This window comes from Cellulomonas hominis (genome assembly GCF_014201095.1).
In the GTDB taxonomy this organism is placed as follows: Bacteria; Actinomycetota; Actinomycetes; order Actinomycetales; family Cellulomonadaceae; genus Cellulomonas; species Cellulomonas hominis.
Map to the genome: position 1 here is coordinate 609424 of NZ_JACHDN010000001.1, position 20597 is coordinate 630020.

The window sequence follows — 20597 nt, forward strand, 5'->3', positions numbered from 1 at the left end:
GGTCCCAGACTTTGTGAAAAGTTTCTCGATAGCGTGGTCCACGTGAGGTCGACGGAGCCCTCTCATCCCCCTCATCGGACCCACCTCGGGAGTTGCCCCGTGACCACCACGACGAGCACCGACACCGCGGCCGCCATCGACCAGCTGGTCGCCGGCGCCACCAAGGCGCTGGCGGAGTACAGCCGCTTCACGCAGGAGGACGTCGACCGCCTGGTCAAGAAGGCCGCCGTCGCCGCGCTCGACCAGCACGGCCACCTCGCGGAGCTCGCGGTCGAGGAGACCGGCCGCGGCGTCTTCGAGGACAAGGCCGTCAAGAACATCTTCGCCTGCGAGCACGTCACCAACTCGATGTCCTCGCTCAAGACGGTCGGCGTCATCAGCCGCGACGAGATCAACGGCATCACCGAGATCGCCGAGCCGGTCGGCGTCATCTGCGCCATGACCCCGGTGACCAACCCGACCTCCACCGCGATCTTCAAGTCGCTCATCGCGCTGAAGACCCGCAACCCGATCATCTTCGCGTTCCACCCGAACGCGCAGCGGTCGTCGGTCGCCGCCGCCCAGGTCGTGCGCGACGCCGCGATCGCCGCCGGCGCCCCCGAGAACTGCATCCAGTGGGTCGAGGCCCCCTCGATGGAGGCCACCGGCCTGCTGATGAACCACCCGGGGGTCTCCACGATCCTCGCCACCGGCGGCAACGCGATGGTCCGCGCGGCCTACTCCTGCGGCAAGCCGGCCCTCGGCGTCGGCGCGGGCAACGTCCCGGCGTACATCGAGAAGACCGCGAAGCTCAAGCGGGCCGTCAACGACGTGGTGCTGTCCAAGTCGTTCGACAACGGCATGATCTGCGCCTCCGAGCAGGCCGTCATCCTGGACGACGAGATCTACGACGCCGCGCTGGCCGAGTTCGCCGTCCTGCACGCCTACCGGGCCACCAAGAAGGAGAAGGCGCTCCTCGAGAAGTTCATCTTCGGCGTCGAGGCCAAGGGCAAGAACTGCGCCGACGCCAAGCTGAACCCGACGGTGGTCGGCAAGTCCCCGCAGTGGATCGCCGAGCAGGCCGGCTTCACGGTGCCGGCCGACACCTCGATCATCCTGGCGGAGGTCGGCTCGGTCGGCCCGAACGAGCCGCTGACCCGCGAGAAGCTCTGCCCCGTCCTCGCGGTGCTGCGCGCCACCTCGACCGAGCAGGGCATCCAGCTCGCCGAGCAGATGGTCGAGTTCGACGGCCTGGGCCACTCCGCCGCGATCCACACCCAGGACGACGCGCTGACCGAGGAGTACGGCAACCGCGTCAAGGCGATCCGCGTCATCGCGAACGCCCCGTCGTCGCTCGGCGGCATCGGCGACATCTACAACGCCTTCATCCCGTCGCTCACCCTCGGCTGCGGCTCCTACGGCCACAACTCGGTGTCGAACAACGTGTCGGCGATCAACCTCGTCAACATCAAGCGCGTGGGCCGGAGGAACAACAACTTGCAGTGGTTCAAGGTCCCGGCCAAGACGTACTTCGAGCCGAACGCCATCCGCTACCTGTCCGACATGGCCGACGTCGAGCGCGTCACCATCGTCACCGACGCCACGATGACCACCCTCGGCTTCGTGGACCGCGTCCTGGACGTGCTGAACCGCCGCGGCAACCACGTGTCGGTGCAGATCATCGACCAGGTCGAGCCCGAGCCCAGCGTCAAGACGGTCCAGGCCGGCGCGGCGCAGATGCGGCACTTCCGCCCCGACACGATCATCGCCCTGGGCGGCGGCTCGCCGATGGACGCCGCGAAGGTCATGTGGCTGCTGTACGAGCACCCGGAGATCGTGTTCTCCGACCTCAAGCAGAAGTTCTTCGACGTCCGCAAGCGCGCCTTCAAGTTCCCGGTCCTGGGCGAGCTCGCCAAGCTCGTCTGCATCCCGACCACGTCGGGCACGGGCGCCGAGGTCACGCCGTTCGCCGTCATCTCGGACCCCGACGCCGGCAAGAAGTACCCGCTGGCCGACTACGCGCTGACCCCGACCGTCGCGATCATCGACCCGGTCCTCACCTCGAAGATGCCGCGCTCGCTGGCCGCCGACTCCGGCTTCGACGCCCTGACCCACGCCACCGAGGCGTTCGTCGCGGTGTACGCCAACGACTTCACCGACGGCATGGCGCTGCAGGCGATCCGCCTGATCTTCGACAACCTGGCGCAGTCGGTGAACGGCGACCCGGCCGACCCGGCCACCAAGGCCGCCCGCGAGAAGATGCACAACGCGGGCACCATCGCCGGCATGGCGTTCGGCAACGCCTTCCTCGGGATCGTGCACGCGATGGCGCACGTCATCGGCTCGACGTTCCACCTGGTCCACGGCCGGACGAACGCCACGCTGCTGCCGCACGTCATCCGGTACAACGGCCAGATCCCGACCAAGCTCACGAGCTGGCCGAAGTACGAGCACTACGTGGCCCCCGAGCGGTTCCAGCAGATCGCGCAGATGCTGGGCCTGCCCGCCGAGACCCCGGAGCAGGGCGTCGAGTCCTACGCCCTGGCGATCGAGGCGCTGCGCGCGAAGGTCGGCATCCCGTCGTCCTTCCAGGCGCAGGGCGTCGACGAGCAGGACTTCCTGTCCCGGCTCGACGAGGTCGCGATGGGTGCGTACGAGGACCAGTGCGCCCCCGCCAACCCCCGCATGCCGATGCGGGCGGACATGAAGGACATCATGACTGCGGCCTACTACGGCACCTCCGTCGCCGAGGTGCGTGGCCGCCGCGAGCAGCAGGGTGCGACGAGTGACGCGCCCGCCGGGGCGGGGGCCCCGGCCGAGGAGAGCGCCACGGTCGCCTCCTCCTGACCCCCGGTCAGGCTGCTCGCCGAGCGCCCCGCCCGCGATCGTCCGCGGGCGGGGCGCTCCCGTGTCCAGGCCCTTCCCAGCCCGTCCTGGCACAATGAGCGCCCCCGACGAGGAGGCCCCGCATGACCACCCGCCGTGCCCCGCTGACCCGCGCCGCGCGCCTCGCGCTCGCCGTCCCGCTCGCCCTCGGCACCGCCGGGGTGCTCGGGGCGTGCGCCGAGGCCCAGGAGGCCGCGTCCCAGGCCCAGTCGGCCGTCGACTCCGCCCGCGAGTCCGCGAGCGAGGCTGCCGACCGGCTGTCCGCCCTGGCGGACTCCGCGCGCGAGCGGGTCGAGTCCGCGCGCGCCTCGCTGGACGACGCGACCGCCCGCCTCTCGGACCTCGACGGCACCGCGCAGGCCGCCACGCAGGACGCCGTCGACCAGGCGCGCACCGCGATCGACGACGCGACGACCGCCCTGGCGGACGCCAAGGAGCAGGGCTCCGCCGCCGCGCAGGAGAAGCTCGAGTCCGCGCAGTCGGCGCTCGACCAGGCCCGGACCGCGCTGGACGACGCCTCCGGTCAGGTCGACGCCACGACGGCCGACGCCCTCGACCGGCTGGCGCAGCAGGTCCAGGAGCTCGGCGACCAGGTGCGGCAGACCGAGCAGGGCTGAGACCGCCCCGCCACCCGTCCGGGCGAACGCCCCGCGCGACGCCCGGGCGGATGTCACCCGGGTGGACGCGCCGCGAGGCCTTGAGGCGGCGCCCGTCCTGCCGATGTCCCGGGTATGAGCGCGCACCACCCCCGCACCCGGACCCGGCACCACGTGCCGTGGTTCGTCGTGTGCGCGTGGGCGTCGCTGCTGCTGCTGGTCCTCGGCGGGCTGGCCGCGGCGTCCGGGCTGCTCTGACCGCCGGGCCAGGCCGCGGGCCGCCGCTCCGACACCCCGGACCGCACCGCGGGCACCCCCGACCCCCGCGGCCGTCGCGGGTCTACCCTCCTGGCGTCCCCGACACGACAGGACCGCGATGAGCACCCCCTCCCCGACCTCCCCCGCCGGCCGGTGGCGCGACGCCGCCCGGTCCGCCGGCCTGCTGGGCGCCGACGGCGTGCCGCGTCCGACGATCTTCGCCGAGATGTCCGCGCTCGCCGCGCGCACCGGCGCGATCAACCTCGGCCAGGGGTTCCCGGACGTCGACGGCCCGGAGTCGGTCAAGCGGGTCGCCGCGGACGCGATCGCCGCCGGCGTGAACCAGTACCCGCCGGGCCCGGGCATTCCGGAGCTGCGGCACGCGATCGCCGACCACCAGCGCCGGCACTACGGCCTCGAGCCGGACCCGGACACCGAGGTGCTGGTCACCACCGGCGCGACCGAGGCGCTCGCCGCGGCGCTGCTCGCCCTGACCGAGCCGGGCGACGAGGTGCTGACCCTCGAGCCGTACTACGACTCCTACGCCGCCGTGATCGCCCTGGCCGGCGCCCGGCACACGACGGCGCCGCTCGCCGCCACCCCCGACGGGTTCCGGCTGGACGCCGACGCGCTGCGCGCCGCGGTCACCGACCGCACGCGCGTGATCCTGCTGAACACCCCGCACAACCCGACCGGCGCCGTGCTCACCCGGGACGAGCTGGCCGTCGTCGCGGAGGTCGCCGAGCGGCACGACTGCCTGGTCGTCACCGACGAGGTCTACGAGCACCTCACCTACGACGGCGTCGCGCACGTCCCGTTCGCGACCCTCCCGGGCGTCGCCGACCGGACGCTGACCATCTCGTCGGCCGGCAAGACGTTCTCGTTCACCGGGTGGAAGATCGGCTGGGTGACCGGGCCGGCGCCGCTGGTGGACGCGGTCCGCGCGGTCAAGCAGTTCCTCACGTACGTGTCGGGTGCGCCGTTCCAGCCCGCGATCGCGCACGCCCTGGCGCTGGAGACGTCCGACGGCCCCGACGCCGGCTGGGTCCGCGACCTGGCGACCTCGCTCGCGGCGCGCCGCGACCTGCTGAGCGCCGGGCTGGCGGACGCCGGGTTCGCCGTGGTCCGCCCGCAGGGGACCTACTTCGTGGTCGCGGACGCCGCCCCGCTGCTGGCCGGCCCGCTCGCGGGCTCGGGCCTGCGCGACGCCGCGGACCTGTGCCGCGCCCTGCCGGAGCTGGCCGGGGTGGTGGGCGTGCCGGTCGGCGCGTTCACCCGCGACGGCTCCCCCGCCGACCGCGCCCTGCGCACGGCGGTCCGGTTCACGTTCGTCAAGCAGGAGCACGTCCTGGCGGAGGCCACCACCCGCCTGGCCGCCCTCGCCCGCTGACCCCCGCGCCCGCGCACCCCGCCCGCGCACCCCGCCGCCCCCCGGCCACCGAGGGGGTCCCCCGCGGACGGGCGGGCACCTCCCGGACCGCCCCGGGTGATCGCACGGCACCCCCTCGGCAGGGGCACGGGCCGCGCACGCACCGTCCGCGCACGCCCGGGGCGCGCGGTCAGTGGGTGCTGGTCCAGCCGCCTCGGCGGTACGCCGGGGTGGCCAGGGCCAGGACGAGGAGGGCCGCCGCCGCGGCGCACGCCATGACCGTGGCCATCGCGACCGTGTCCTCGCCCAGGACGCCGACCAGCGGGCTGACCACGCCCGCCACGCCCGCCTGGAGCGCGCCGATGAAGGCCGCGGCCGTCCCGGCGCGCTCGCCGTGCCGGGACAGCGCGATCGCCGAGGCGTTGGGCGGCGTGAAGTTCACCAGCGACATGATGAGGAACAGCGACACGAGCAGCGCGGGCAGCCCGCCGGCACCGGTGAGCGCGAGCCCGAGCAGCACGAGCGTCAGGAGGAACGACACCGGCAGCACGGCCCGGACGATCTGGATCGGCGCGTACCGGCGCACCAGCGCGGCGTTCACCTGGGCCCCGGCGACGAGCCCCACGCCGTTCACGGCGAACACCAGCGCGAACTGCCCGGACGTCAGCCCGAAGCCCTCCCGCAGCACGAACGGCGACCCGACCACGTAGCTCATGAGCACGGCCTGCCCGAGTCCCGGCAGCACCGCGAGCGCCACGAAGTGCCGGTCCTTGACCAGCACCCCGTACCCGCGCCACGCCCCGCCGGTGGACGGCAGCCGCCGCCGGGCGGGCAGCGTCTCGGGCAGCCGCAGCAGCACGACCACCCACAGCGCCGCCCCGTAGAGGGCGAGCGCGACGAACACCCCGCGCCAGCCGAACTCCCCCGCGATCAGCCCGCCGACCGTGGGCGCGAACAGCGGGGCCACGCCGATGACGAGCATGAGCCGGGACAGCAGCCGCGAGGCGTCGGGCCCGACGAACCGGTCCCGGATCACCGCCATCGCCACGACGGACGCCGAGGCGTTGAAGAAGCCCTGCATCGTGCGCAGCGCGATGAGCGGGACGATCGCCGGCGCGATCGCGCAGAGCAGCGAGGTCACGACGTGCAGCGCGACGCCGGTCAGCACGGGCTTCCGCCGGCCGAACCGGTCGGACAGCGGGCCGATGACGAGCTGGCCGACGGCGCCGCCGATCAGCATCGACGTCATGGTGAGCTGCGCGGCGGCGGCGCTGGTGTGCAGGTCGCGCGCCACGTCGGGCAGCGACGGCAGGTAGATGTCGGTGGTGACCGCGGGCAGCGCGGTCATGACGCCCAGCAGCAGGACGTACTTCGCGTTCGGGCGGAACACGGGGTCCGGGCTGGCGGCGGCCGGTGCGACGGCGGGCGCCGCGCCGGGGGCGGGCGCAGGCGGGGGCGGGACGGGGTCGCCGGTGCTCATGTGGCCCCATCGTCCCACGGCGCCGCCGCGGTCGCGAATCGATTCGACCCCGCCGGTCAGGCGGTGCGGATGCGCACCGGGGCGAGCGCCCCGATCCCCTCCAGCTCCCGCTCGGGCAGCGCCTGGAGCACCAGGCCCGGGGTGTCGACGAGCAGCCGCGCGGTCGCCGGGTCGGTCAGCACCGTGCTCGGGTCGGCGATGTCGGTCAGGCGCGCGGCGACGTTCACCGACGGGCCGAACACGTCGCCGAACCGGGACAGCACCCGCCCCCACACCACGCCGACCCGCACGGGCGTGACGCCGCGGGCCCCCTCGGCGAGCCCGCCGGCGCCCTTCTCGCGCTCGACGTCGAGGTCCCCGCCGAGCACCCGGGCGAGCTCCAGCGCCACGCGCGCACCGGTCCGCACGTCGTCCGCGACGAACAGCACGGCGTCGCCGATCGTCTTGACCACCCGGCCGCCGCCCTGCGTGACGACGTCCCGCGCGATGGTCTCGAAGCGCTGCACGAAGTCCGACAGGTCGGTCGAGCCCAGGCCGGCGGTGCGCCGGGTGAACGACACCATGTCCGCGAACCCGACGGCGCGGGCCAGCGGCAGCGCGGCCGGGTCGCCGGCCCGGTCCTGCCCGGCGGCGAACTCGACGGCGTACCGGGCGGCGATCGCGGCCAGGTGCCGCCGGTAGGAGTGCAGGAGCTGCGCCTCGAGGACGGGCGCCAGGTCGGGCAGCTCGTCGAGGACCGCGCGCCGCGCGGCCGGGTCGTCCAGGCCGCGGCGGGTGGCCATGTCCTCGACCAGGGCCTCCACCTGCCACAGCGCGAGCCGGTCGCTGGTGTGCCCGAGCGCCCGGGTCAGCGAGATCATCGTGCGGCCGCCGACCCGCTCGTCCCGGAGCAGCGCGGCGGCGCTCCCCAGCGCCTCCGCGTCCCGGCAGGTGAACGCGACGTCGTCGGCGTCGGGGTGCGGCAGGCCCAGCGTCCGCCAGTAGAGCCGGACGAGCTCCAGGTCGACGCCCGTGCTGTCCGCGAGGTCGCGCAGCGACAGGGTCCGCGGGCCGCCGAGCAGCGCGGCGTCGAGCCGGGCGCCGGGGGCGTCGGCGGGGTCCGACGCGTTCCCGCCGTCCCCGTGCACCACGCCCTGCGTCCCGTCCGTCACACCGGTGACCCTAGTTCACCGGCGGGCCGCACGTGACGTACGTCACCGGCGAGCAGGCGCCGCTCCGCCCCGTCCGCGCCGCGCAGCACGAGGGCACCGTCCGCGTCGATCCGCACCGCCGTCCCGCGCGCCTCGGCGCCGTCCGGGAGCGTCGCCCGGACCGCCGACCCGAGCGTCCGGCACACCGCCGCGACGTCGGCGTCCAGCCCGGCGGCCGTCACGTCGCCGCCGTGCGCGCGCCAGCGCTCGAGCACCGCCAGGACCTCCCGCACCACGGCGACGAGCACGGCGGTCCGGTCCACGCCGGCCGCGCCCGCCGCGCCCGCCGCACGCAGCGACGTCGCGCTCGGCACCGGCAGCTCGGCCGCGGCCTGCCCGACGTTGACCCCGATCCCGAGCACCACCGCGTCGCCGGACGGGGCGACCTCCGCGAGGATCCCGGCGGCCTTGCGGTCGGTCCCCCACCCGGGCAGGTCCGCGCCGTCCGCGGCGGGCAGCAGCACGTCGTTCGGCCACTTGAGCGCCGCCGGCAGCCCCGAGACCGCCGACACGGCGCGCACCACGCCGAGCCCGGTCAGCAGCGGCAGCCAGCCCCACGCGGACCGCGGCACGCCGGGGCGCAGCACCAGCGAGAGGGTCACCGCCGCGCCGGGCGGGGTGGTCCACGTGTGCCCGCCGCGACCGCGGCCGGCGTCCTGGTGCTCCGCGGTGAGCAGGCCGCCGTCCGCCCACGCGGGGTCGGCGGCCAGCCGCGCGAGCGCCTCGGTGCTGGTCGACCCGGCGACGGGCAGCACCTCGCAGCGGCGCAGCGGCCCGGCCGGGGCCAGCAGCGCCGCCCGCACCTCGTCCGCCCGCAGGGGGGCCCGTCCGGAGTCCACCCGCCCATCCTCCCCCGCCGCCTCCACCGGGCGCTTGTCGCATCCGCACGACCCCGCGCGCCGGAGTCCGTGCGCGTCCGCACCCCCCGCGCCCCCGGCGCGGCCACTAGCCTTCCTCAGGTGACAGACACCTCTGCCTCGCACGCCCCCCGGACCCCGGACGCCCCCGCGGACGTCCCCCCGGGCGCCCCCGCCGGCACCGCCGCCAAGGTCGCCGACCTGGCCGACCGCCACCGCCGCGCCGTCACCGAGCCGGAGCAGGCGGCGGCCGAGAAGCAGCACGCGCGCGGCAAGCGCACCGCCCGCGAGCGCATCGAGGCCCTGCTGGACCCGGGCTCGTTCACCGAGCTCGACGCCTTCGTGCGGCACCGGTCCACGAACTTCGGCCTGGACCGCCGGCGCGTCCCGGGCGACGGCGTCGTCGTCGGGCACGGCACGGTCGACGGCCGCCCGGTCGCCGTGTACTCCCAGGACTTCACGGTGTTCGGCGGCAGCCTCGGCGAGGTGCACGGCCAGAAGATCACCAAGGTCATGGACCTCGCGCTGCGCACCGGGATGCCGCTGGTCGGCATCAGCGACGGCGGCGGCGCGCGCATCCAGGAGGGCGTCGCGGGCCTCACGCAGTTCGCGGAGATCTTCCGCCGCAACGTCGCCGCGTCCGGCGTGATCCCGCAGATCAGCCTGATCCTGGGCCCGTCCGCCGGCGGCGCGGTGTACTCCCCGGCGCTGACGGACTTCATCGTCATGGCCGACGGCACGTCGAACATGTTCATCACCGGCCCGGACGTCATCCGCGCCGTGACCGGCGAGGACGTCGGCTTCGAGGAGCTCGGCGGGGCCACGACGCACAACACGCGCTCCGGGGTCGCGCACTACCTGGCCTCCGACGAGGACGACGCGCTCGACTACGTGCGCTCCCTGCTGTCCTACCTGCCGCAGAACAACCTCACCGACCCGCCGGCCTACCCGCAGGAGGCGGACCTCGAGGTCACCGACGAGGACCGCGAGCTCGACGCGCTGGTCCCGGACTCGGACAACCAGCCGTACGACATGCGCACCGTCGTGGAGCACGTGCTGGACGACGGCGACCTGCTGGAGGTCCAGCCGCTGTTCGCGCGGAACGTCCTGGTCGGCTTCGGCCGGGTCGAGGGGCACGCGGTCGGGATCGTCGCGAACCAGCCGCTGACGATGGCGGGCACGCTCGACATCGACGCCGCCGAGAAGGCCGCCCGGTTCGTGCGCACCTGCGACGCGTTCGGGCTGCCGGTGCTGACGTTCGTGGACGTCCCGGGCTTCCTGCCGGGCACCGACCAGGAGTGGAACGGCATCATCCGCCGCGGGGCCAAGCTCATCTACGCCTACGCGGAGGCGACGGTCCCGCTGGTCACGGTCATCACCCGCAAGGCGTACGGTGGCGCGTACATCGTCATGGGGTCCAAGCAGCTCGGTGCGGACGTCAACCTGGCGTGGCCGACGGCGCAGATCGCGGTGATGGGCGCCGGCGGTGCGGTGAACATCCTGCAGCGCGGCGCCCTCAAGCAGGTCGCCGACGCCGGAGGGGACGTCGAGGCCGAGCGCGCCCGCCTGACCCGCGAGTACGAGGAGGCCATCGTGAACCCGTGGGACGCCGCCGACCGCGGCTACGTGGACGCGGTCATCGCGCCCGCCGAGACGCGCTCGCAGATCGTGCGCGCGCTGCGCGTGCTGCGGACCAAGCGCGCCGCGCTGCCGCCCAAGAAGCACGGGAACATCCCGCTGTGACCGGCGACCCGCTCCTGCCCGGCGGCCACGGGCCCGACGACCACGGCCACGCCCACGACCACGACGGCGGCGCGCACGGCCCCGAGCCGCTGCCCGGCGTCGACACGGGCGCGATGCACGGCGTGGTCGACGCGCTGACCGCCGCGCTGCACGAGTACGTCGAGACCGCCGCGGGCGTGCGCGCGGAGTTCGGCGCCGCCGAGGCGGACGAGGACCCGCGGGTGCTCGCGCTCGAGGCCCGCGTCTCCGGCCTGAACGCCCGGCTGTACGACCTGCTGCACGCGAGCCTCGGCATGCACTCCGAGCTCACCGGCATGACGTGGGAGGACGAGACCCGTCCCGCCGCCGAGCCGGCCGAGGAGGAGGACACCGACGAGTTCCACCTCGGGTTCGTCGTGAGCGTGCCCGCCGGCCCCGCCGACCAGTCGATCGACGCCGTCCTCGGCATCGTCGACAACGGCGGCGCGGAGATCGTCGAGCGGCTCCTGGAGAGCGGCTACACCGTCGAGGGCTGGGGCGCGTCCCGCGGGGCGCCGGTGACGTTCGACGACGACGGCGACGACCCGGAGGGCTCGTGACCGCGCCGCAGGGGCCGTCCGCGGCGCACGTGCAGGTCGTGCGCGGCACGCCGGACGACGTGGAGCTCGCCGCGCTCGTCGCCGGGCTGGTGGCCGCGGCCGGCGCCGGCGGGGACGAGCCGGACGGCGCGTGGTCCCCGCGGGACGCCTGGTCCGACCGCGCGCGCACCGTCCGGGGCACGCAGAGCACCTGGCGGACCGGCCCGGACGCCTGGCGCCGCAGCCTGCGCTGACCCGCCGGCCCGCGGCGGGGATCGGGACGAGCCGGCGGCCGCGGCGCGGGTAGGGTCGGCCGGGTGAGCACCGCACCCACCCCCGACAGCCGCGCACCGGAGCGTGCCGCGACCCCGATCGACGCCGTCGCCGACGCCTACGTCACGACGCTGGCGACCCTGAACCCGTTCGAGGCCACCGAGCTCGGCATCCCGGGTCACGACCACGAGGTCACCGACCTGTCCCCCGCCGGGCACGAGGCCCGCGCCGAGGCCGCCCGCGCCACGCTGCGCGCCCTGGACGGCCTGGCCCCCGCCGACGAGGTGGACGAGGTCACCCTCGCGGCCATGCGGGAGCGCCTGGGCCTCGACGTCGAGCTGCACGAGTCCGGCGAGGTCCTCGCCGACCTCAACGTCATCGCCTCACCCGTGCAGGGCCTGCGGGACGTCTTCGACATCATGTCGACCGACGGCCCGGACGCCTGGTCCGCGATCGCGCAGCGCCTCGCCGGCCTGCCCTCCGCGGGCGCCGGCTACGTCGAGTCCCTGCGCCTGGCGGCGTCGAAGGGCCGCGTCCCGGCCGTCCGGCAGGTGCGCGAGGCCCTGGCCCAGGCCGAGGAGCTCGCGGACCCGTCGACGTCCTTCTTCACCGGCTTCGTCACCGGCGCCGAGGCGAAGGCGGCCGTCGAGGCCGCGGGCGACGGGCTGCGCGCCGACCTCGAGCGCGGCGCGGAGGCCGCCCGGCAGACCTACGCCGAGCTCGTCACGTTCCTGCGCGACGAGCTCGCGCCGCAGGCGCCCGAGGCCGACGCCGCCGGGCGCGACCGGTACGCCCTGTGGTCCCGGTACTTCCTGGGCGCGGCGGTCGACCTCGACGAGACGTACCAGTGGGGGCTCGAGGAGCTCGACCGCGTCGTCGCCGAGCAGGAGCGGGTCGCCGCGGAGATCGCCGGCCCCGGCGCGACCGTCGAGCAGGCCGTCGCCGCCCTCGACGCCGACCCGTCCCGCCGCCTGGAGGGCACGGAGGCGCTGCGCGCGTGGATGCAGGAGACCTCGGACGCCGCGGTCGCCGCCCTGGACGGCGTGCACTTCAGCATCCCGGACCCGATCCGCACCCTGGAGTGCCGGATCGCACCGACGCAGAACGGCGGCATCTACTACACCGGCCCCTCGGACGACTTCAGCCGCCCGGGCCGCATGTGGTGGTCCGTGCCGCCGGAGGTCACGACCTTCAACACCTGGCGCGAGAAGACGACCGTCTACCACGAGGGCGTCCCCGGCCACCACCTGCAGATCGGCCAGGCCGTGTACCAGCGGGCGACCCTGAACTCCTGGCGCCGGCTCGCGTGCTGGGTGTCCGGGCACGGCGAGGGCTGGGCGCTGTACGCCGAGCGGCTCATGGCGGACCTCGGCTTCCTCGACGACCCGGGCGACCGGCTCGGCATGCTCGACGGGCAGCGGATGCGCGCCGCCCGCGTCGTGCTGGACCTGGGCGTGCACCTCGGCCTGCCGGCCCCCGAGCGCTGGGGCGGCGGCACCTGGGACGCCGACAAGGCCTGGGAGTTCCTGCGGGCCAACGTCAACATGCCCGAGCAGTTCGTCCGGTTCGAGCTGAACCGGTACCTCGGCTGGCCCGGGCAGGCGCCCGCCTACAAGATCGGGCAGCGCATCTGGGAGCAGGTGCGCGACGGCGCCGCGGCGTCCGCACAGGCCCGCGGCGAGGCGTTCGACCTGCGCGAGTTCCACGCCCGCGCGCTCGGCATGGGCGCGCTGCCGCTCGACGTGCTGCGGGGCGCGCTGTCCTGAGACCGCGCCGCACCACGCACGACGGCCCCGGTCCCTCGCGAGAGGGTCCGGGGCCGTCGTCGTGCGCGGCGGGGTGCGCCGCCGCGTCAGGCGAGCAGCGAGGGCCCGTACTTGAGGACCACCATCGCGGCGAACGCCACGAGCCACGCGGCCGTGACGTACCAGTCGGTGCCGGCGGCCACGAAGTCGCGGGCCCACTGCCCGGCGCGGCCCGGCAGGCGCAGGTGCCCGTCGCGGACGTTCCACCGGGTCAGCCCGGCCCACACGAGCGTCGTGGTCACCGTGATGAGCAGGCACCAGGGGCACAGCACCCGGATGACGAAGTACGACTCCAGGAACAACCAGTACGCGAACAGCAGGGCGATCGTGTACAGCGCCTGGGTGCCGAGCATGAACCAGCGGGGGAACCGCACGCCGCCGATCGCCGCGACCGAGATCGTGATGACCACGCACTCGAAGGCGATCCCCAGGAACGCGTTCGGGAACCCGAGCAGCTGCGCCTGCCACGTGCTCGCGACCGTCGAGCACGAGATGACCGAGGACAGGTCGCAGCCGAACGAGGCGTCCGGGTCCGCGGCGAGGTGCCACGCCTCGATCGACAGCACGAACGAGGTGTAGAGCCCGAGGACCCCGGACACGACCATCTCGATCGCCGTGCGCCGGCGCCACGCGCGCCGGGGCGGCGAGTCCGGGTCGGGGTCGACGGGGTCGGTCAGGTCGGTGGGCGTGGGCGCGACCGCGGCACCCTGCAGCTCCGTCACGCTGGTCATCGTGCCACCCTCCCCTGGACGTTCCCGGGACATCATCGGCATCCGGGGGGTGTGGCCACAGGGACGTACGTCCCCGGGGCGGCGAGCGGCGGACGTCCCCGTAGGCTCGCTGCCGTGACCTCCCTCGTGCTGGCCTCCGCGTCCCCCGCCCGGCTCGCGACCCTGCGGTCCGCCGGCATCGAGCCCCTCGTCGCGGTGTCCGCCGTCGACGAGCCGGCCGTCCTGGCCGCCGCGGGGGACGTCCCGCCGGCGGAGGCCGTGCTGCTGCTCGCGCGGGCGAAGGCCCGCGACGTGGCGCCGGCGCACCCGGGCGCGCTGGTGCTGGGCTGCGACTCGATGCTGGAACTCGACGGCGCGGTGCTGGGCAAGCCCGCCGACGCCGCGGACGCCGCGGACCGGTGGCGCGCCATGCGCGGGCGCGCGGGCCGGCTGCACACCGGGCACTGCCTGGTGGACGGCCGCGGCGGGCCGGCCGCCCCGGGCGAGGTCGGCGCCACGTCCACCACGGTGGTGCACTTCGCCGACCTCACCGACGAGGAGATCGCGGCGTACGTCGCCACGGGCGAGCCCCTGTGGGTCGCGGGCGCGTTCACGATCGACGGCCTGGGCGGCCCGTACGTCGAGCGCGTCGAGGGCGACCACCACGGCGTCGTCGGCCTGAGCCTGCCCCTGCTCCGCACCCTCCTCGCGCGGCGCGGCACCCCGATCCACACCCTCTGGGCCTGACCGCACGCACCGTCCGCGCACCCTCCGCGCGCCCGGGGCACCCCGCGCGCATCCGCGGCGCCTCGCGGCGCACCCCCTCGGCACCCGGCATGCCCCCTCGGCTCGCCGACCTCGTCGGCGGACCGTGCTCGGGTCCGGCGCAGGCGCCCCTCGGGGCACCGTCGGCGAGGTCGCGCGTTTGTCCCGTCCGGACAAGGCCGTCCGGGGCAGGCGGGCCGTCCGACGCCAGGGCGTTGCCGGAACCTCCAAGCCGCGAGCACGCCAGGTGGGCGGTTCCGCAATCTTGGCGGCGCGCCTCCCCGCGAGCGTGATCGCCGCCGCCCCTCGCGTTACCGTGAGCCGTGCCCCGCATCTCGAAGGTCCTCGTCGCGAACCGCGGCGAGATCGCCGTCCGCATCGCCCGCGCCTGCCGCGACGCCGGCATCGGCTCCGTCGCCGTCTACGCGGACCCCGACCGCGAGGCGCTGCACGTGCGCGTCGCGGACGAGGCGTACGCCCTGGACGGAGCCCGGGCGGCCGAGACCTACCTCGACGTCGCGAAGCTGCTCGACGTGGCCCGCCGGTCCGGCGCGGACGCCGTGCACCCCGGATACGGGTTCCTGTCGGAGAACGCCGAGTTCGCCCAGGCGGTCATCGACGCCGGCCTGACGTGGGTCGGGCCGCCGCCGTCGGCGATCCGCGAGCTCGGCGACAAGGTCAGCGCCCGGCACATCGCTCAGCGCGCCGGCGCCCCGCTGGTGGCCGGCACCCCGGACCCGGTGTCCGGCGCGGCGGAGGTGCACGCGTTCGTCGCCGAGCACGGCCTGCCGGTGGCGATCAAGGCGGCGTTCGGCGGCGGCGGCCGCGGGCTCAAGGTCGCCCGCACCGAGGACGAGATCGACGAGCTGTACGACTCCGCGGTCCGCGAGGCGACGGCGGCGTTCGGCCGGGGCGAGTGCTTCGTCGAGCGGTACCTGGACCGCCCGCGGCACGTGGAGACGCAGTGCCTCGCGGACTCCCGCGGCACGGTCGTCGTCGTGTCCACCCGCGACTGCTCCCTGCAGCGCCGGCACCAGAAGCTGGTCGAGGAGGCCCCGGCGCCGTTCCTCACCGACGCGCAGCGCGCGCAGCTCGTCGACGCGTCGGTCGCCATCCTCCAGGAGGCCGGCTACGTCGGCGCGGGCACCTGCGAGTTCCTGGTCGCCGCCGACGGGACCATCTCGTTCCTCGAGGTGAACACCCGGCTCCAGGTGGAGCACCCGGTCTCCGAGGAGATCAGCGGCATCGACCTGGTGCGCGAGCAGCTCCGCATCGCGGCGGGCGAGCCGCTGGGCTACGACCACGTCGAGACCCGCGGGCACTCCTTCGAGTTCCGCCTGAACGGCGAGGACCCGGCCGCCGGGTTCCTGCCCGCCCCCGGCCGCATCACGACGCTGCGCTTCCCGGCAGGCCCGGGCGTCCGCGTGGACTCCGGCGTGGTCGAGGGCGACACGGTGTCCGGCGCGTTCGACTCGATGATCGCGAAGCTCGTCGTCACCGGCGCGACCCGGCAGCAGGCCGCCGAGCGCGCCCGCCGCGCGCTGGCCGAGCTCGAGATCGCCGGCATCCCGACCGTCGTGCCGTTCCACCGCGCGGTGATGGCCGAGCCGGCGTTCGTGCCGGCCGACCCGCAGCAGCCGTTCGCGGTGCACACCCGCTGGATCGAGACGGAGTTCGCGGACCGGCTCCCGGCCCTGACCGGCGCCCCCGCCGTCACCGCGCCGAGCGCCGACGAGGACGACGTGCCCACCGAGCTCGAGCGCGTCGTCGTCGAGGTCGGCGGCAAGCGCCTGGAGGTCGTGCTGCCCGCCGCCCTCGCGCTCCGCGCCGGCCGCGGCGGCCGCACCCCGGCAGGCCCCCGGCGCGCGGCGCCGCGCCGCTCCGGCACCCGGACGGTCGCCGCGTCGGGGAACACCCTGACCTCCCCCATGCAGGGCACCATCGTCAAGGTGGCCGTCGGCGAGGGCGACCGGGTGGCCGAGGGCGATCTCGTCGTCGTGCTCGAGGCCATGAAGATGGAGCAGCCGCTGGTCGCGCACCGCGCGGGCACCGTGGCGTCGCTGTCCGCGGGCGTCGGCGGCATGGTCGCCGCCGGGTCCGCGATCTGCGAGATCGTCGACTGAGGGCGCGCGGATGACGGTCGGCCGCCCGCGGCACCCCGGCGACGGCTGGGTGGAGTGCCGCTGCGGGCGGCGGCACTGGGGGCTGTCGGGCGCGGCCGGTCTGCTGCTGGCGCGCCCCGCGGACGGCGCCGGCGCCGCGGCCGTCGTGCTGCAGCACCGCGCCCCGTGGAGCGACCAGGGCGGCACCTGGGGGCTGCCCGGCGGTGCCCGGCACACCGGGGAGGACGCGCGGTCGGCGGCGCTGCGCGAGGCGGCGGAGGAGGCCGGCATCGACGCGGCGTCGGTCCGCGTCGTCGGGGAGCACGTGCTGGACCACGAGGACTGGTCGTACACGACGGTCGTCGCGGTGGCCGACGGGCCGGTCGACGCCCGGCCGACCGACGACGAGAGCCTGGCGATCGCCTGGGTCGCGCTGGACGACGTGCCGGCGCTGCCGCTGCTGCCCGCGTTCGCCGACGCGTGGCCGGCCCTGCGCGCGGGCCTGCCGGCCGAGGTCGAGCGCCCCGCCTGACCTGCGGCACGGCCCGCGAACCCGGGGCTGTGGACCACCACCCGGACGCGCCGTCCCCGGCGGTAGGTTGGCCGGATGACCGTCCCGTCGCCCGCGCGCCCCGCCACGCCCGCCTCCGGGAGCCCGCTGCCGCCCGACGCCGGGACGGCGACCCGGGTGTCGCTGCTCGCCCTGGTGGCGGTGCTGACGACCGACGTGGTGCGCGCGTCCGGCCCGGTGCTCGACCGCGCGTTCACGGTCGGCACGCTCACCGTGGCCCTCACCGCGCTGGTCACGTTCGCCGGCGCCGGCCTCGTCGCCGCGGTCGCGCTGCTGGCCACCGGACGGCGCGGCACCGGCACCGCCTCCGGGCGCACCGTGCTGGCGGCGGTCGTCGCCACCGGCGTCCTCCGGCTCGTGACCCAGGCCGTGCACGACGAGGCCCGGTTCGTCGCGGGGCTGGTCACCGCGGCCCTCGCGGTCGCGACGCTCGTGCTCACCGCGACCCTCGTCGCCGGGCGCCCCGGCGGCGGCCGGCAGGCGGCGCTCGGCCTCACGCTCGGCTCCGGCCTGTCGGCCGCGCTGCAGCTCGCGCTCGGCACGTGGGACCCGCTGTGGCGCGGGGGCGTCGCCGGGACGGTCGTCGCGGTGCTGCTCGTGGCGCTGCCGGTCGCGCTCGCCGTCGTCGCCCGCGCGGAGGGCGCCACCGGCCGGCCGCGCCGCACCTGGGTGCTCGGCCCCGCGCTGGCGCTCGTGCTCATGGTGCTCGCGAACCCGGCGTTCGCCGCGTCGCAGTCGGGGCTGCCGCTCATGGTCGCCGGCACCGCGAGCGTGCTCGCGTCCGCGCTGACCGTCTGGGTGCTGCTGGTCCCGCGGGTCCTCGTCCCCGCGGTCCGGGTGTGGGCCGCCGTGCTGCTGCCCGTGGCCGTGGCGGTCGGCCTGCTCGTGACCGGGGTCGCGTCGCTCGTCGCGATCGTCGCCGCGGAGGCCGCCGCCGGGGTCGTGCTCGCGGCCGCGCTGAGCACCCGACGCCCCGCGCCCCCGGGGATCCCGCGCACGGCGCTCGCGACCGGGGGCGTCGGCCTCGGGCTCGTGGCCGTGCTGCTCGTGTACCTGCTCGACTACGACGTCCCGCTGCCGGTCGACAACGCCTGGGTCGTGGTGCTCGCGGCCGCGCTGCTCGCCGTGGGCGGGCTGCGCTGGCGGACCCCGAGCGCGCCGGTCGCGCCGCGGGAGCCGGCGCCGCCGCTGCGCGCGAACGCCCTGCGGTTCCTCGTGCTGCCGTCGGTGGCGCTGCTGCTGGTGGGCTGGTGGGCCTCCGCCGCGGGGCCGGCGACCGCCACCACGGACCGGGCAGGCGACGCGCTCGTGGTCCTCGACTGGAACCTGCACTACGGCGTCGCCGCGGACACGGCCGTGGACCTCGAGCAGATCGCCCGGACGATCGAGTCCTCGGCGCCCGACGTCGTCCTGCTGCAGGAGGTCGCGCGCGGCTGGGTGCTGGGCGGCGGCACGGACATGGCCACCTGGCTCGGTCACCGGCTCGGCATGGAGGTGGCGTTCGCCCCCGCCGCGGACCGGCAGTTCGGCAACGCGATCCTGTCCCGGACGCCGCTGCGGGACGTCGAGGTGATCCACCTGCCGTACGGCGCGGGCCCGCAGAGCCGGTCCGCGCTCACCGCGGTCGTCGACGGGCCGGACGGCGGGCCCGTGCGGGTCACGTCCGTGCACCTGCAGCACCGCGACGACAACACGACCACCCGCCTGCACCAGCTCGCGGCGCTGGACGCGGCCCTGCCGGACGACGGGCCGTCCGTGCTCGGCGGGGACCTCAACGCCGAGCCGGGCTCCCCCGAGCTCGAGGCCGTGGACGCCGCCGGCTGGACCAGCGCGCTCGACACCGCGGGCGACCCGGCCGCCCTCACGCACCCGAGTGACGACCCGGAGGTGCGCATCGACTGGCTGCTCGGGCGCGGCGTGACGTTCGCGGACGCCCACGTGGGCACCGACGACTCCTCCGACCACCTGCCCGTCGTCACGCTGGTGCGCGCCGGGGGCTGACCGTCACTCGGTGTGGTGCAGCACCCGGGCGACCTCGGCGATGCTGCCCGACAGCGACGGGTACACCGTGAACGCGCTCGCCACGTCGTCGACCGTCAGGCCGTGCGCCACGGCCAGCGTGATCGGGAAGATCAGCTCGGACGCCCGCGGCGCCACCACCACCCCGCCGAGCACCGTGCCCGCCGTGGAGTGCGCGAACAGCTTGACGAAGCCGTCCCGGACGCCGAGCATCTTCGCCCGCGGGTTCCGGGCCAGCGGCAGCGTGTGGGTGACGAAGTGCGCGTCCCGCTCGACCAGCGCGCGCTCGCTGAGGCCCACGGTGGCGATCTCCGGGGCGGTGAAGATGTTCGCCGCGACCCCGCGCACCTTCAGCGGCGCGACCGCGTCGCCCAGTGCGTGCGACATCGCGATCCGGCCCTGCATCGCCGCGACGGACGCCAGCGGCAGCACCCCGGTGACGTCGCCCGCCGCGTAGACGCCGCGCGCCGAGGTCCGGGACACCTTGTCCACCTCGATGTGCCCCGACGGCGTCGTCCGCACCCCCGCCTCCGCGAGCCCGAGGTCCGCCGTGCTGGGGATCGACCCGACGGCGAGCAGCACGTGCGAGCCGGTGATCTCCCGGCCGTCCGCCAGGGTCACCACGACCCCGTCGTCCGTGCGGCGGGCCGCCGTCGCCCGGGCCTGCCCGACCACCTCCATGCCGCGCGCCCGGAACACCTCCTCCAGCATCGTCGCGGCGTCGGCGTCCTCCCCCGGCAGCACCCGGTCGCGGCTGGACACGAGCACGACCTGCGACCCGAGGGACACGTAGGCCCCCGCGAACTCCGCGCCCGTGACGCCCGAGCCGACCACGACGAGCCGCTCCGGGAGCTCCGCCAGGTGGTAGAGCTGCGTCCAGGTGAGGATCCGCTCGCCGTCCGGGCGGGCGTCCGGCAGCGTGCGGGGCGTCGCGCCGGTGGCCAGCAGCACCACGTCGGCGTCGAGCACCCGCTCGCCGTCGTCCCCGGTGACGACCACGCGCTCCGGCCCGTCGAGCCGGCCGTGCCCGATGACGACGCGGACGCCCTCCCGCTCGAGGCGGGTGCGGATGTCCTGCGACTGGGCCTGGGCCAGGTCCCGCACACGGGCGTTGACCGCGGCCATGTCCACGCTGTGCCGCCGGCGCCGGCCCGGGTCCCCGTCGGCGGACGGCGCCGCGTCGTCGGCCGGGGACGCGGGGATGTCCAGGCGGATGCCGAGGTCCGGGGCGCGCTCGGCGATCGTCATCCACTCCGCCGTCGCGATGAGCGTCTTGGACGGCACCACGTCCGTCAGCACGGCGGAGCCGCCGAGGCCCGCCCGCTCCACGACGGTGACGTCCGCGCCGAGCCGCCGGGCCACGAGCGCGGCCTCGTACCCGCCGGGGCCGCCGCCGACGACCACGACGCGCGGCGCGGGGCGGGCGTCGGCGCCCGG

The 20597-nt window shown here is 75.9% G+C and carries 17 protein-coding genes; 12 read left to right on the forward strand and 5 right to left on the reverse strand.

Features of this window, described 5'->3' with window-relative positions:
- Nucleotides 1-99 precede the first annotated feature (99 nt).
- The 4 genes from adhE to HNR08_RS02905 all read left to right on the forward strand — a co-directional run bounded on the left by adhE (nt 100) and on the right by HNR08_RS02905 (nt 5109).
- Nucleotides 100-2826 carry a bifunctional acetaldehyde-CoA/alcohol dehydrogenase gene (adhE, locus tag HNR08_RS02890; RefSeq protein WP_146840112.1) on the forward strand — a complete coding sequence of 909 codons (2727 nt, stop codon included), beginning with the start codon at nt 100-102 and terminating at the stop codon, nt 2824-2826.
- Between the two features lie 122 nt (nt 2827-2948).
- On the forward strand, nt 2949-3482 hold the full coding sequence (locus tag HNR08_RS02895; RefSeq protein WP_146840114.1) for a hypothetical protein: 534 nt from the start codon (nt 2949-2951) through the stop codon (nt 3480-3482).
- Nucleotides 3483-3596: 114 nt separating this feature from the next.
- Entirely contained in the window at nt 3597-3719 is a 123-nt protein-coding gene (locus HNR08_RS02900; RefSeq protein ID WP_146840116.1) for a molybdopterin oxidoreductase, read from the forward strand.
- A 118-nt stretch (nt 3720-3837) separates the two neighbouring features.
- Nucleotides 3838-5109 (forward strand): pyridoxal phosphate-dependent aminotransferase, encoded by a 1272-nt coding sequence (locus HNR08_RS02905; protein ID WP_146840118.1) that lies wholly within the window; start codon nt 3838-3840, stop codon nt 5107-5109.
- A 169-nt stretch (nt 5110-5278) separates the two neighbouring features.
- Here the strand turns inward: HNR08_RS02905 and HNR08_RS02910 are convergent, their stop codons facing one another.
- From HNR08_RS02910 to HNR08_RS02920, 3 genes are read right to left on the reverse strand one after another with little or no spacing between them, the layout of a single operon-like run.
- The gene (locus tag HNR08_RS02910; protein WP_146840120.1) at nt 5279-6568 is read right to left on the reverse strand and encodes a multidrug effflux MFS transporter; all 1290 of its coding nucleotides are present in this window, start codon (nt 6566-6568) and stop codon (nt 5279-5281) included.
- A 56-nt stretch (nt 6569-6624) separates the two neighbouring features.
- A complete protein-coding gene (locus HNR08_RS02915) occupies nt 6625-7719 on the reverse strand; it encodes an adenylate/guanylate cyclase domain-containing protein (protein ID WP_307724267.1) in 1095 nt (364 codons plus the stop codon).
- Nucleotides 7716-8597, reverse strand: a complete 882-nt coding sequence (locus HNR08_RS02920; protein ID WP_146840122.1) for a biotin--[acetyl-CoA-carboxylase] ligase — start codon at nt 8595-8597, stop codon at nt 7716-7718. Before HNR08_RS02920 ends, HNR08_RS02915 begins: the two co-directional genes overlap by 4 nt.
- A gap of 120 nt (nt 8598-8717) precedes the next feature.
- Between HNR08_RS02920 and HNR08_RS02925 the strand changes: the two genes are divergently transcribed.
- From HNR08_RS02925 to HNR08_RS02940, 4 genes are all read left to right on the forward strand, one after another.
- On the forward strand, nt 8718-10358 hold the full coding sequence (locus HNR08_RS02925) for an acyl-CoA carboxylase subunit beta (RefSeq protein ID WP_146840124.1): 1641 nt from the start codon (nt 8718-8720) through the stop codon (nt 10356-10358).
- Complete coding sequence (locus HNR08_RS02930) at nt 10355-10936, forward strand: hypothetical protein (protein ID WP_246803163.1); 582 nt, start codon at nt 10355-10357, stop codon at nt 10934-10936. Before HNR08_RS02925 ends, HNR08_RS02930 begins: the two co-directional genes overlap by 4 nt.
- Entirely contained in the window at nt 10933-11169 is a 237-nt protein-coding gene (locus HNR08_RS02935) for an acyl-CoA carboxylase epsilon subunit (protein WP_146840126.1), read from the forward strand. Before HNR08_RS02930 ends, HNR08_RS02935 begins: the two co-directional genes overlap by 4 nt.
- Nucleotides 11170-11232: 63 nt before the next feature.
- The gene (locus HNR08_RS02940) at nt 11233-12954 is read left to right on the forward strand and encodes a DUF885 domain-containing protein (RefSeq protein ID WP_146840128.1); all 1722 of its coding nucleotides are present in this window, start codon (nt 11233-11235) and stop codon (nt 12952-12954) included.
- An 86-nt stretch (nt 12955-13040) separates the two neighbouring features.
- Here HNR08_RS02940 and HNR08_RS02945 read toward each other — a convergent pair whose 3' ends face one another.
- Nucleotides 13041-13724: a vitamin K epoxide reductase family protein gene (locus HNR08_RS02945; protein ID WP_146840130.1), complete on the reverse strand. Its 684-nt coding sequence runs from the start codon at nt 13722-13724 to the stop codon at nt 13041-13043.
- Nucleotides 13725-13838: 114 nt separating this feature from the next.
- Here HNR08_RS02945 and HNR08_RS02950 point away from each other — a divergent pair, with 114 nt between their 5' ends.
- The 4 genes from HNR08_RS02950 (at nt 13839) to HNR08_RS02965 (ending at nt 19142) form a co-directional block, all read left to right on the forward strand.
- The gene (locus HNR08_RS02950; RefSeq protein ID WP_146840132.1) at nt 13839-14450 is read left to right on the forward strand and encodes a Maf family protein; all 612 of its coding nucleotides are present in this window, start codon (nt 13839-13841) and stop codon (nt 14448-14450) included.
- Nucleotides 14451-14791: 341 nt separating this feature from the next.
- Nucleotides 14792-16591, forward strand: a complete 1800-nt coding sequence (locus tag HNR08_RS02955; RefSeq protein ID WP_146840134.1) for an acetyl/propionyl/methylcrotonyl-CoA carboxylase subunit alpha — start codon at nt 14792-14794, stop codon at nt 16589-16591.
- A gap of 10 nt (nt 16592-16601) precedes the next feature.
- A complete protein-coding gene (locus HNR08_RS02960; protein WP_146840136.1) occupies nt 16602-17102 on the forward strand; it encodes an NUDIX domain-containing protein in 501 nt (166 codons plus the stop codon).
- Nucleotides 17103-17177: 75 nt separating this feature from the next.
- Nucleotides 17178-19142: an endonuclease/exonuclease/phosphatase family protein gene (locus HNR08_RS02965; RefSeq protein ID WP_146840138.1), complete on the forward strand. Its 1965-nt coding sequence runs from the start codon at nt 17178-17180 to the stop codon at nt 19140-19142.
- 3 nt (nt 19143-19145) lie between these two features.
- On the opposite strand, the gene HNR08_RS02970 is transcribed toward HNR08_RS02965, so the two are convergent.
- A complete protein-coding gene (locus HNR08_RS02970; protein WP_168431709.1) occupies nt 19146-20564 on the reverse strand; it encodes an NAD(P)H-quinone dehydrogenase in 1419 nt (472 codons plus the stop codon).
- Nucleotides 20565-20597: the final 33 nt, after the last annotated feature.